General features: G+C 41.6%; 8 protein-coding genes. 2 read left to right on the forward strand and 6 right to left on the reverse strand.

What is annotated here, in order from left to right; all coding sequences use genetic code 11:
* Positions 1–46: 46 nt before the first annotated feature.
* A complete protein-coding gene (fumC, locus tag H3U73_RS05145) occupies positions 47–1435 on the reverse strand; it encodes a class II fumarate hydratase (RefSeq protein ID WP_084551610.1) in 1389 nt (462 codons plus the stop codon).
* A gap of 371 nt (positions 1436–1806) precedes the next feature.
* Here fumC and H3U73_RS05150 point away from each other — a divergent pair, with 371 nt between their 5' ends.
* Positions 1807–3576 (forward strand): sodium:proton antiporter, encoded by a 1770-nt coding sequence (locus H3U73_RS05150; RefSeq protein WP_084551611.1) that lies wholly within the window; start codon positions 1807–1809, stop codon positions 3574–3576.
* A 205-nt stretch (positions 3577–3781) separates the two neighbouring features.
* On the opposite strand, the gene sbmA is transcribed toward H3U73_RS05150, so the two are convergent.
* The 5 genes from sbmA to H3U73_RS05175 all read right to left on the reverse strand — a co-directional run bounded on the left by sbmA (position 3782) and on the right by H3U73_RS05175 (position 10095).
* Positions 3782–4984 (reverse strand): peptide antibiotic transporter SbmA, encoded by a 1203-nt coding sequence (gene sbmA / locus H3U73_RS05155; protein WP_084551612.1) that lies wholly within the window; start codon positions 4982–4984, stop codon positions 3782–3784.
* 480 nt (positions 4985–5464) lie between these two features.
* Positions 5465–6193 carry a 5'-methylthioadenosine/adenosylhomocysteine nucleosidase gene (locus H3U73_RS05160; protein WP_084551613.1) on the reverse strand — a complete coding sequence of 243 codons (729 nt, stop codon included), beginning with the start codon at positions 6191–6193 and terminating at the stop codon, positions 5465–5467.
* Positions 6194–6338: 145 nt separating this feature from the next.
* Positions 6339–8120 (reverse strand): exodeoxyribonuclease V subunit alpha, encoded by a 1782-nt coding sequence (recD, locus tag H3U73_RS05165; protein ID WP_084551614.1) that lies wholly within the window; start codon positions 8118–8120, stop codon positions 6339–6341.
* A 36-nt stretch (positions 8121–8156) separates the two neighbouring features.
* Positions 8157–8852 carry a lipoprotein-releasing ABC transporter ATP-binding protein LolD gene (gene lolD, locus H3U73_RS05170; protein WP_084551615.1) on the reverse strand — a complete coding sequence of 232 codons (696 nt, stop codon included), beginning with the start codon at positions 8850–8852 and terminating at the stop codon, positions 8157–8159.
* On the reverse strand, positions 8845–10095 hold the full coding sequence (locus H3U73_RS05175) for a lipoprotein-releasing ABC transporter permease subunit (RefSeq protein ID WP_078475273.1): 1251 nt from the start codon (positions 10093–10095) through the stop codon (positions 8845–8847). The genes lolD and H3U73_RS05175 overlap by 8 nt, the downstream gene beginning before the upstream one ends.
* A 470-nt stretch (positions 10096–10565) precedes the next feature.
* On the opposite strand from H3U73_RS05175, the gene H3U73_RS05180 reads away from it, so the two are divergent.
* On the forward strand, positions 10566–13343 hold the full coding sequence (locus H3U73_RS05180; RefSeq protein WP_084551616.1) for a flavocytochrome c: 2778 nt from the start codon (positions 10566–10568) through the stop codon (positions 13341–13343).
* Positions 13344–13358 lie beyond the last annotated feature (15 nt).

A 13358-nucleotide genomic window follows, 5' to 3' on the forward strand; every position in this document is an offset into this window, starting at 1 on the left:
AGCCGCATGGAATTAATTCGATGCGGCTTTTAATCAGATTACACCATTAGTGTGGTGCAATCATATCTTCAGGAATAACCCATTTATCAAACTCTTCTGCTGTCAGAAATCCCAGCTCTATTGCTGCCTGTTTCAGGCTTGTATTCTGTGCATAAGCAGTTTTAGCAATTTTAGCTGCTTTTTCATAACCAATATGACGATTCAGCGCAGTAACCAGCATCAGTGAATGATGTAAATTGGCATCAATTTTTTCTTTTACAGGTTCAATTCCTTGTGCACAACGCAGATTGAAACTATTGCATGCATCAGCCAGTAAACGTACTGATTGCAGAATATTAAACACCAGTACAGGCATAAATACGTTCAGTTCAAAATTACCCGAAGCACCCGCTACTGTAATAGTCGTATCATTACCCATTACCTGAGCAGCTACCATAGTCATGGCTTCACACTGTGTCGGATTCACTTTACCCGGCATAATACTTGAACCAGGTTCATTTGCCGGAATAGTAATTTCTCCGATACCGCAGCGAGGTCCGCTGGCCAGCCAGCGAATATCATTGGCAATCTTGTTCAGGCTAACCGCCAGAGTTTTCAGGCTTCCAGAAGCGAATACCACTGCATCACGTCCGGCAAGTGCTTCAAATTTATTAGGTGCACTAACAAACGGTAAACCGGTTAACTCAGCCAGTTTAGCTGCTGCTTTTTCTGCATACTGCGGATGACTGTTCAAACCAGTGCCTACAGCCGTACCACCCAATGGCAATTCATATAACCAGTGTAATGCCTGCTGCAAACGCTCTAGTCCATGATCCAGCTGGCTGACATAGCCACTGAATTCCTGACCCAGTGTCAGCGGTGTTGCATCCTGCAGGTGTGTACGACCAATTTTAACAATATCTTTAAAGGCTTCTGCTTTAGAAGCCAGCGTGTCACGTAAAGCCTGCACAGCGGGAATCAAATGCTTATTAATCTGAATCGCTGTAGCGACATGAATAGCAGTCGGAAATGAATCATTGGTAGACTGAGCATGGTTAACATGATCATTCGGATGTACTGGTTTATAATTGCCCCGTGGCTGACCGGCTATTTCATTGGCCACATTAGCCAGAACCTCATTCATGTTCATATTACTCTGCGTACCAGAGCCGGTTTGCCATACTACCAATGGAAACTGGTCTGCCAGTTCACCAGCCAGAACACGTTCAGCAGCCTGTACTATTAAGCCGGCACATTCTCCGCTGATACGCTCAAGCTGCTGGTTGGTTAAAGCTGCTGCTTTTTTCACCAAAGCCATTGCCTGTATCATTGCCGGAGGCAAAGTTTCGCCGCCAATATCAAAATTCTGCAGACTGCGCTGCGTCTGCGCACCCCAGTAAACATTTTCAGATACAGCGATTTCACCCATGCTGTCATGTTCAATACGTGTATTCATATCGTCTCCATGATTGCGTGCTTGCATTATTGAATAAAAACAATAATTTGCGCACAAGTCAGGCATTAATTACATTCACAGAAATCCGGAATATACTTAATTCCCATTATAAACATGCATAATTGTGCAGCGATTCAACCAATTTAGCTACAAATTAATTGTATTTATAAACATAAATTAATATAACCTAAAGATATACATGTTAATTTCCATTAATATGTATTTGCCTGCCAAACAATCAGTCTAAGTTTGATAATCTGTCAATATAAATATCATTTAGTTAATACATAATCGTCACTTCATCGAAAATAATAATAGCGAAACAAGTTTGTGGCAGAATAGCAATTCTGAGAACTACACAAATATAAGCAATGGATATCGCTTTTCAGTTATCGATATTACTGGCTCTGGGCATGGGCGCTCAATGGCTGGCATGGTATTTAAAACAACCGTCCGTACTCTTTTTGTTGTTTACCGGAATCATGATTGGTCCGGTTCTGGGCTGGTTTCATCCTGATACAGTGCTGGGAAGTCTACTTTTTCCTTCTATTTCACTTGGCGTTGCCATTATTTTGTTTGAAGGCGCACTGACCCTGCAATTTCATGAAATCAGCCAGCACGGGCGAGTTGTGCAGAATCTGGTAACGCTTGGAGCAGTGATAACTATTATCTTATTATCGCTGGCGGCATACTGGCTGTTTAATCTGGATTTTCGGGTAGCTCTGTTATTTGGTGCACTTGTCTGTGTAACTGGTCCTACTGTCATTGCACCCATGCTGCGCAGTGTGCGTCCTCGTTCGAAAATTGCCAATATTCTGCGCTGGGAAGGGATAATTATTGATCCAGTAGGTGCCATTGCAGTTGTACTGGTATACGAATATATCGTTTCTGACGGACATGAAAATTCTCTATTGCTTTTTAGCAAAATTGTACTGGTAGCATTTATTTGCGGGGGTCTCGGTGCAGTATTTCTTGCCAATGCCATCAAACGCTACTGGCTGCCTGAATATATGCGCAATGTCGTAACATTTGCCTTTGTTTTAATTTTGTTTTCCGTATCCAATTATCTCGAAAGCCAGTCTGGTTTGTTAACCGTTACTATTTTAGGACTCGCCCTGGCAAACTGGCCGCAATTTCCCCGCCAAAGTATTCTCGCATTTAATGAATCTTTAACTTTATTATTTATACCCACGCTGTTCATTATTCTTGCTGCCCGTATGGACGTTACTGCGTTACTGGGTTTAGGCTGGCGTGGGCTGGCTTTGCTGTTTATCGCAATGTTTATTGCACGCCCTCTGGCTGTATGGTTCTCTTCTTTTAATTCCGGCCTAAGTATCCAGGAAAAAATAATGATTAGCTGGATAGGTCCGCGCGGTATCGTCGCTGCGTCCATTGCTTCATTGTTTGCATTACGCCTGCAAAATCAACATTTATCCGGAACTGAGCTACTGGCACCAATGGTTTTTCTGATTATTATCGGCACTGTCTTGATACAGGGACTTGGTGCCAAAACCGTTGCCGGTATACTAAAAGTCCGTGAACCCGGTAATAACGGTGTACTGATTGTAGGCAGTAATGAAGTAGCCCTGATGCTGGCTACAACACTTAAGCAGCTTAATATTGATGTTTTAGTTGCCGATTATCACTATGTACAAATTGCCCGTGCGCGCATGAAGGGTTTGCGTACATATTTTGGCAACCCTGTTTCAGAAAATGCACAAACTGAGCTTGACCTGATAGGTATTGGCTATCTGTTTGCTGTTAGCCGAGATAAAGAACTGAATACATTATGTGAACTGCAATTTCGGCATGATTTTGGCGAACAGAATATATATCGCATCCGTTTTAATGAAGAACAGGATTTAACTTCGCGTGCACAAAAACAGTATCAATATGTTTCCCGCCAGCTTTTTGGCAAAGATGTGACTTTCAGAAGGCTGGAAAATATGCTTGGTAAGCAGACAAAAATTAAAATTACCAATATTACCGCTACCTATGATTATCACCAGTATTGTCATGATCATCCGCAGGCTATTCCGCTTTTTTTACAGGATAAAAATAACATTTTGTATATCATCAGCTCTGAATTTCAGCCAGCAACAGCTATTGATAAAAAATTGATTGCACTGGATTATCAATAAAAAAACTCTGCAAATATAATCAAGATTTATTTTGCTTAATTACAACTTGTAAATTTAAATTTGAGAAATATCCAATAAAAATCTCATGTAACTCTTGGTTACATTATCACTAATCTTTCTCTATCGAAATCGGAGCAAAATGATAAAATTCTATGGGTATCCGGTCAGAGCCGGATACCTGTAGAATTTTCTAAACAATCAGATATCAATTTTTGTCATTCAGTATAGATTCAAAAGCCTTCAAACGTTTATGAATTGACAGCAATTCAATAATGGTTTTCCATGAATTAATAAGATACTGAAATGATTCACGAACATTATTAAATACGTTAAGAATTTGATTGATTAAGCCCAGAGTCATGGTACCCGCTGCAATGGATGGAAATAACATAACAAGCCCATATATACCATCCAGCTGTAAATACCATATACTCACCATATTGAAATAGGCATAGTGAAAATACAGTCTGTAGTAATTAACCTTTACCCGTTCGAAAAGCTCTTTCAATGTCGCCGGCTGAGCACGTTCACTATCATCTTCCCCATATACCAGCTCTTTACGATATGCAGCTTCTACTTTTTGAATATTAAACTGAAGTCCGGGTAATTTAATACCGACCGCAACTAATAAAACTGTACCAAACAAGGACCAGCCCAGTGCTGCCCAAACCAGTGAATATTTTACTTCACCAATTATTGGTAATGCCGGCACATGGCTGGATAACTGAAACAGTAGAGGTAAAAATGCAATCAATACCATAACCGCCCGAACCAGACTGACACTCAACTCTTCTACAATAGTGGCAAAGCGCATTGTATCTTCCTGAACACGCTGAGAAGCCCCTTCAACAGTACGCAGTTTCGACCAGTTTTCAATATAGTAATAATTCATGGCTGTACGCCAGCGAAATACATAATGACTGACAAAAAAAGTATTTAATACAAATACTGTTACTGCAACCATCGCAATCTGCAAAAATGTTAGTATATTCTGATACAAATCACTGATCAGCCCACCCCCATTACTGAGCATCTTCTGAATCATATCCCAGAAAGGACCATACCAGGCATTAATCGTTACGTTTATCTGTACACTAAACCAGATATTAAAAAGAATTAAAGCAGAACCCCATATTGACCAGCGCTGCCACGGATGTTTTGCTACTACTGACCAGAAAACAGCAAAAATGATTGTAGCCAGCAAAAACCAGAGATAAAACCACAAAAATGCCGGCGACCAGAAACGCGAAAGACCAATAGTCAGAGGTTTGTCCGCATAGCCTTGCGGCCAGCCAAACCACTCTCCGGCACTCTCCCCACCACAATACCAGAGGGCAATATTTAGGCCTATCCACAATATGGCAGACGGAAAAAACCAACGTGGCTTTGGAAAAAATGAATGGAACACAATCTCATCCTGATGAAATAAATGCCGGTTAAAAATAAGCTATTATTAGTCTTAATTTTCTATAGCTGCGGGCAGCACAGTAAATACAGTTATTACATAACCAGCTATATTGTAAAGAAGCTATTAAATAGTGGCTTGTCTACAAAGTCAATTAATAATATTTAAATTGTTTATAATCAAATTTTTTCAAACAAAAATTTAATGTAATCACACAGCACCTGTATCAAATTCGATATCTGAGAAACCGGCAAAATTAAATTTTAGCAATGTAATGCTTTTAAGAAAATTTTCTGCATAAACATGCTCAAACAGATAATCCAAATTATTTATTATTTTCTGCCAAGACTAATAAATGTCAAAAGATTGACAGTACCCAACACTATATTAAGACAATTCAGAGCAAGAAATAAAAAAACAGAGCAGTATCAGAATATTTATTTATCTGAATATCTACTCTGTTTTCAGTATCACTACTCTAATTTACTTGTTTTCAAAGGCAGATTTATTCAATCCTGAAGTAATTAAGTTGATTACCATTTGTGCAGAATTACCGGCAGCCTGTTGCAGAAACTGATCAAAGCTGACAGAAGCATTTGCATCACCATTATCTGAAATAGCACGAATAATCACAAAAGGGATATTAAGCTGATAGCAAGTTTGCGCAATGGCAGCGGCTTCCATTTCTACAGCCACAACATCAGAAAATTTTTCTTTAATCAATTGATTTTGTTCAGCAGTACCAACAAACTGATCACCACTGACAATTAAACCAGTATAGATTTCTGCACCTGTAAATACGTGTGCGGCTTTTCTGGCTGCATCAGCAAGATACTGGTTAGCGTTAAATCGTGCCGGTAATTGTGGTACCTGCCCCGGCACATAACCAAAAACAGTTACATCAACATCATGATGAGCTATTTCGCAACCTACAACAACGTCGCCAATCTGAATACCGGCTTTCAAACCACCGGCACTACCAGTATTGATAACATAATCAGGTGTAAATCTTTCAATTATTACTGCTGTTGTCAGCGCCGCATTGACTTTACCAATACCACTCAGTGCAAGTATCACTGGTACGCCTTTAATTTCACCCTGATGAAAATGAACAGCACCAGCCTGACTATCCTGCCGGTTATCCAGTTGTTCAAGCAGGTAATCCAGCTCAGGCTGCATAGCCGCAATAATGGCAATTAAAGGTTTTTGCATAATTGAAACTTTATTCTGTAACAGAATCAAACAGAATAGCATAATCTTATTTTATTCACCACATGGATGTAATGCACAACAATTTAATGATTAACAGATGAATTATTTGAACAAAACAACCAATGCGGATTCAGATTCCGCCAACTCAGAATAAAGACAATTGCGTCTGTTTCCTCAATAATTGAGTCAGAGCTGTACCTAATCCACTATGCCGCTGCTGGTTATTTTTTATACCTTGTACTAGCTGTTTAGACGCACCGCAAAAAGTAAACTGTTTTCTGGCTCTGGTTAATGCGGTATACAAAAGAGAACGGTTAAACAACGAATCATCAGCTGCTGCGCGCAACTGCGGGGCCAGCAACCAGACATCATCATATTCTGATCCCTGACTTTTATGTACCGTAATGGCAAAAGCTGCCTCATGCTGTGGTAAGCGGCTGAGGGAAATTGAACGATAATTTGTCCCTTCAGCAAAATAAGCGAGTAAATGCCCACTATTATTCTGTTCAGGAAGAATCACGCCGATATCACCATTAAACAAACCCACACCATAATCATTCTGAGTAATCAGAATCGGCATACCAGCAAACCAGCTATCTGTATTCTGATGTAACTGAGTCCGTAAATAGCTTCGGTATTGCTGATTAAATGCTTCTGCATCAGTACGCCATGCAGTCAGCACCATAATATCGGTAAGATGGCTGAATACTTGAGTAATATTATTTTCAGCCACTGCCTGCCACCATAGCTGTTGCTGTGAATATAATTTGCGACACAGTACTTGTATATCAAATTGGTGCAGTTGTAACTGCTCCGGAAAACTGTTTACTGCATTAAGTGCAGCCGTCGCGTCACCGTTGATACAAGCGGAGGCCAGAGCACCAATACCCTGTGTCGCATCAAATCGGTAACTGTGAGTTAAAGTTGCAACATATTGAGCTATACCGGCATTATCGCTGACAGGAGGCAAAAACTGTTCGGGCAATAAAGCCGTAAGCTGTTTTTTCAGTTCAGGAGACAGTACTGTCGGCTGGGATAATTCAGCCAGCACATTTCCTGCGCCTACAGCAGGCAGCTGATTAGCATCTCCCAGCAAAATGATACGAACATCAGGCTTTAAAGCACGCAACAGTGCACGAAACAGAGACAAATCCAGCATCGAAGATTCATCCACCACCAGTATATCAACCGGTAAAGGATGTTCTGCATCAAATGGGCCTGTTAATAATGGAGGCTGTAACTGTAACAGGCGGTGAACCGTCTGACCTGATAAATCCGCCAGCAATTGTCTGCTGTCATCAGATAATGGCAGCTTATCCAATGCACGTTGTAAAGCACTGGCCATATGTGCCGCTGCTTTGCCAGTTGGAGCTACCAGTGCAATTTGCGGCGGACGTGATAAATGCCAGGTATGTTTCAGCAATAAACCCAGTATTTTGGCTACAGTAGTCGTTTTACCTGTTCCGGGCCCGCCATTAATCACTACAAAATGCTGAATAAGAGCCAGTGCCGCAGCAAAACGTTGCTGGGTACTGTCGGCATCAGGAAACCAGTCCGCCAGATCAGCGGCTACATCCATATTCAAATGAACAGGCGGAATACTGGCCAATGCCAGCATAGACTCGGCTATATCCTGCTCAAGCTGCCACATTCTTCCTAAAAATAAATGATTGCTTTGCAAAATAAACGGCGTATAAGTACCAGCAGCTCCAACAAGAATTCTGCATTTACGAAGCGCCTCCGAATGCTGTCGGGGAACAATAATATAACTGTCTCCACGATTCAGCGCCCATAACAGTTTATCTGCCCATGGCTGAATAATTTCCCACTCATGCTGGGCAACCACCCGAAGCACATGCTCAATTGCAGCGAGTGCCGGATGTGCAGACTGTTCCTGAGTTTCTGCCGGATTGATAGCTTCAGCCATATTTAATCAATCAATACAACTTAATACATTCATACATCAACGAACATTAAAAGGCACTAATCTACCATCTGTCACCGTTAATACTTCATCAAAACGTTGAGCAAGCTCATCATCATGGGTAACAACTACCAGACTTGTATTCAGTTCATGTTGTAAATCCAGCATCATATCCAGTACATTGCCGGCATTTTTCCGATCTAGATTGCCTGTAGGTTCATCAGCCAGTATACAGGCGGGATGAGTAACCAGCGCACGGGCAATAGCAGCCCGTTGCCGCTCACCGCCGGACAATTCACCGGGGCGGTGGGTCATACGCTGCTTAAGCCCTACTTTATCCAGCATTTCCTTAGCACGTTCTTCTGCCTGAACTTTCGGTATGCGTCCAATCAGTAAAGGCATCATTACATTTTCCAGCGCAGTAAACTCTGGCAACAAATGATGAAATTGATAAACAAAGCCCAGATACTGGTTACGCAACTGACCTATGGCTTTCTGCCCAAGACGGGTAATATCTTGTCCCATCAGACGTATAGTACCGCTACTGGGTGTATCTAGTCCGCCAAGTAAATGCAGCAAAGTAGATTTTCCGCTTCCGGAAGCACCAACTATACTCACACTTTGACCGCATCTGACTTTGAAATCTAAATCATCCAGTACAGATACCTGTAAATGTCCGTCATCATAAATTTTGCTGACATGCTCACATTCAAGAACATACTCTGGTTTATTCATAGCGCAGAGCCTCCGCCGGCTGAGTTTTGGCGGCACGCCAGCTTGGATATAAAGTAGCAACGAAAGCCAGTAATAATGAAATAACAGCAATCATACAAACATCAGAAAATTCCACATCTGAAGGCAGATAGCTTACAAAATACACTTGCGAAGGAATCAGGTGCTTACCAGTCAGATGTTCAAAAAAGGCAACGATCCGGCCAATGTTCAGCCCGAGTGTTACACCAAAAAACACACCGAAAAACGTACCGAAGAATCCGGCTATGGCACCCTGAATCATAAAAATACGCATGATGCCGCCCGGCGAAAGACCGAGTGTACGCAATATAGCAATATCAGCCTGTTTTTCGGTAACTGCCATTACTAAAGAAGAAACCAGATTAAAGGCAGCTACAGCAATGATCAATAACAGGATAATAAACATCATCCGTTTTTCCATCTGCACTGCATCAAAATAACTGCGATTTTGAAAAGTCCAGTCGCGAATCCAGATTTCATTGTGAAGTTTTGCCGGCACAATATTTTGAATGACAGACGGTGCATTCTGCGGATCAGCCAGCTTTAAACGCAATCCGCTTACATTATTTCCCAGCCGGTACAATTTCTGTGCATCAGTAATATGAGTTAAAGCAAGTGTATTATCCACTTCATAGATTTTGGTTTTAACTACACCTACTAATGTAAACTGCTTCAGCCGTGGCACCATACCAGCCGGCGTAACATTGCCATCAGGGGTTATAACGGTTATCTTATCTCCGATATTAGCACCCAGTGCATCGGCTAAATCTTTTCCCAGAAGAATACCAAACTCTCCCGCCTTAAGATCAGCAAACCCATTTTTGGGCATACCCTGACCATAATCTGCAACTTTACCTTCCAGTGCCGGATCTATTCCGCGTATTTGCACACCACGAACTTCGCCGGCATTAGCAAGCAAAGCCTGATCAGCCACATAAGGAGCTGAGCCCAGTACTTGCGGATTACCTTTAACAAGCTTCTGCAAATCCTGCCAGTGCTGGTCCAGACTATTTTCATAGAAACCCATTTCAGCATGAGGAGCAACACTCAAGAGCTGATTGCGGATTTCTTTTTGGAAACCATTCATAACAGATAAAACAACAATTAATGTTGTCACTCCTAATGCAATACCAACTATTGATACTGCTGTAATGAATGACATAAACCCATTACGTTTTCTGGCACGTAAATAACGTAAACCAATCCATGTTTCCAGAGATGCCATGAGTACTGTATTTCAATAGAAAAAACAGATTGTACCTGAGCGCAGCAGACAAAGTCATGCTTATACAGCAAATACCTGATTATTAATATTTGTAAAAAATTAATTTTTATCTTTTCAGCACGTTAAATAATATGCAGAACCAATACTAATTATGCTCTGCTGATAATATCTATTTCATTAATAAAAACCGCAAAGCCGGATGTTGCTCGTATGAATCAGTATGCAGTACAAACTGTTTAATATAAGAGTGGTAGTGAACAATCTCACTCATAGTTAAAGAAGTATTTAAAACTGACCCAAAACAAATTATTTACCCGATTTAACCCGCTTAATTTGATAAACATCAATGCAATATATTATATATATGTCATTGTAATATATAACCCTTTTGCTTAATAGATGATTATTAGCGTTTACGCTACCATATATTTAAGTCTTTTTATCCCGTTCTGATGAACTCGTATCAAAATATGAATAAGCTATCTTCGCCCCTTTTCAATCCGCTGACGTTACCGAATGGTACTGTATTAAAAAACCGTTTAGTTATGGCTCCTATGACAACCTGCTGTGGTTTTTATGATGGAACTGTAACAGATAATCTGATTGATTATTATCGTGAACGTGCCGGCAGTATTGGCACAGTAATTGTTGAATGCGCGTATGTTGATACTTTAGGACCGGCTTTTCCGGGAGCAATAGGCATTCATAATGATGATTGTATCGAAGGTCTGAGCCTGTTAGCTGCAGCCATAAAAGAGCGTGGTTCCAAAGCAATTATACAAATCTATCATGGCGGACGAATGGTTGAGCCGCAATTAATCGGCGGTCAGACACCTGTCGGCCCCAGTGCGATTGCTATTCCGCGTCCGAATGCAACGGTTCCTGTAGCAATGACAGCCGGCGAAGTTGAAGATATGATTGAGAAATTCGGCGAAGCTGTCAGGCGCGCAATTGCCGCGGGTTTTGACGGAATCGAAATACATGGCGCCAACACTTATCTTATCCAGCAGTTTTTTTCACCACACGCCAATCAGCGCCAGGATAAATGGGGTGGCAGCCGCGAAAACCGCGTCCGCTTCCCGCTCGCCATACTTGAAATCAGCCGGCAAATGGCTAAAAAATATGCTTCTAATGAATTTATTATCGGTTACCGGTTTTCACCGGAAGAACTCGAAGTGCCGGGCATTACTTTTGACGATTCATTGTTCCTGCTAGACAAACTCGCTCAAATTGGTCTGGACTATATACATTTTTCTATGGCTGCCACACTGCGGCCATCCATCATCGACAGCAATGATGAAACACCATTAATTGATAAATACATACAATTACGCTCTGCCGTATTGGCTAAGATACCGGTTATCGGCGTCGGTAATGTCGTGAATAAAACTGATGCAGAAACAGCAATGGCACATGGCTATGATCTCATCGCTGCAGGGCGCGCCTGTGTGGCCTATCCTGACTGGGCTGAACGCATTCAGAAACATAATGATTTACAGCTATCCATGAACAGCGATCAGCGTACTAACCTGAACATTCCCGAACCATTATGGCGCTTTCCGCTTATTCATAGCATGGTAAGAGAAATCAATACCAAAAAATTCCATGCCGGCACCTATCAGCAAACTGTCAGCGACGATTTTGATAACCAATTTGTCATAAATGTAGAACTAGGTCAAGACTTTATCAAAGATTTGTCTTTAGTCAATGCCGAAAAACTGGATCATGTTTCTGTACGTAATTTCAATGAAATTAAAGAACGGATTCTGGCAGCCAACAGCCCTTATGTAGATGCAATCAGTGGCGCTACTTCACAATGTGATGCATTTAAAAAAGCTGTAACCAAAGCTATATCAACCTCATATAAAGTAGCGACAATTGTAGAAGGCGGTGATGCTGATGATAAATCCTGTGACGTAGTCGTCGTCGGAAGCGGCGGTGCCGGACTGGCCGCAGCTATTGAAGCACATGATAAAGGGACTTCAGTAATTATTATTGAAAAAATGCCGGTTATCGGTGGCAATACCAACAAAGCATCCGCAGGTATGAATGCGGCTGAAACCCGCTTTCAGCAACAGGCAGGAATTACCGACCATAAAGAATGGTTTTATAACGAAACCCTGAAAGGCGGTAAAAATAAAAATAACCCGCAATTATTACACTACTTTGTCGAATATGCTCCCACTGCAATAGACTGGCTGGATGAAAAAGGAATCCGGTTAAATAACCTGACTACCACAGGCGGTATGAGTGTAGACCGCACTCATCGTCCCGATAATGGTGCAGCAGTCGGCGGTTTTCTGATTAGCGGTCTGCTGAAAAATATTAATGACCGCGGGATAGAGGTAATGCTGGAAACCTCTGTAACGGATATTGAAATGAAGGACGGGCGCATTAACGCAGTAATCGTGCGCGACGAAGAAGGAAATGAACAACGCATCAGCACCAAAGCAATCATTATCGCAACCGGTGGCTTTGGAGCCAATGCACAAATGGTCACCCATTACCGCCCTGATTTAGCTGATTTTGTCACCACCAATCATAAAGGAGCAACCGGTTCAGGCATTGCTTTATTACAAAAAATTGGTGCCGGCACTGTTGATATGAACGAAATACAGATTCATCCCACAGTAGAGCAAAATACCGCTTATCTGATATCAGAATCCATTCGTGGCGGAGGTGCTATTCTGATATCGCAAAAAGGCAAACGCTTTGTCAATGAACTGGATACCCGTGACAAAGTATCCAACAGCATCATTGCTCTTTCTGAACATTATGCCTATATATTATTTGATGAACAGATTTGTGCTGAAAATAAAGCAGCAGAAACCTACATAAGCAAAGGACTAGCGGTAAAAGCCGGCTCACTGACTGAACTTGCAGAAAAGCTGAATATTAATCCGGATTCTCTCATTACCACAGTAGAGCGCTACAATCATTTTGTAAAACAACAGCATGATGAAGATTTCGGACGTACTACCGGCATGCGTCACCAGTTGAACCAGCCATTCTTTTACGCTATCCGCATTGCACCAGGCATTCACCATACTATGGGTGGTGTAACCATTAATACGAAAACAGAAGTTCTTGATACTCATGCAGAGATTATTAAAGGTGCTTATGCCGCAGGTGAAGTTGCCGGTGGTGTACATGGGGGCAACCGCATTGGAGGGAACGCCATTGCCGATATCATTATTTTTGGTATTCAGGCCGGTGATCAGGCTGCTGCATATGCTAAAAATCATTAATTACAGATAAATACC

The sequence above is a fragment of the Snodgrassella sp. W8124 genome, from assembly GCF_016100875.1.
GTDB lineage: Bacteria > Pseudomonadota > Gammaproteobacteria > Burkholderiales > Neisseriaceae > Snodgrassella > Snodgrassella alvi.

Coding starts and splice junctions, on each gene's coding strand:
- fumC (WP_084551610.1), bottom strand. CDS start 1,435: ATGAATACACGTATTGAACATGACAGCATGGGTGAAATCGCTGTATCT.
- lolD (WP_084551615.1), bottom strand. CDS start 8,852: ATGAATAAACCAGAGTATGTTCTTGAATGTGAGCATGTCAGCAAAATT.
- H3U73_RS05150 (WP_084551611.1), top strand. CDS start 1,807: ATGGATATCGCTTTTCAGTTATCGATATTACTGGCTCTGGGCATGGGC.
- H3U73_RS05160 (WP_084551613.1), bottom strand. CDS start 6,193: ATGCAAAAACCTTTAATTGCCATTATTGCGGCTATGCAGCCTGAGCTG.
- H3U73_RS05175 (WP_078475273.1), bottom strand. CDS start 10,095: ATGGCATCTCTGGAAACATGGATTGGTTTACGTTATTTACGTGCCAGA.
- H3U73_RS05180 (WP_084551616.1), top strand. CDS start 10,566: ATGAATAAGCTATCTTCGCCCCTTTTCAATCCGCTGACGTTACCGAAT.
- recD (WP_084551614.1), bottom strand. CDS start 8,120: ATGGCTGAAGCTATCAATCCGGCAGAAACTCAGGAACAGTCTGCACAT.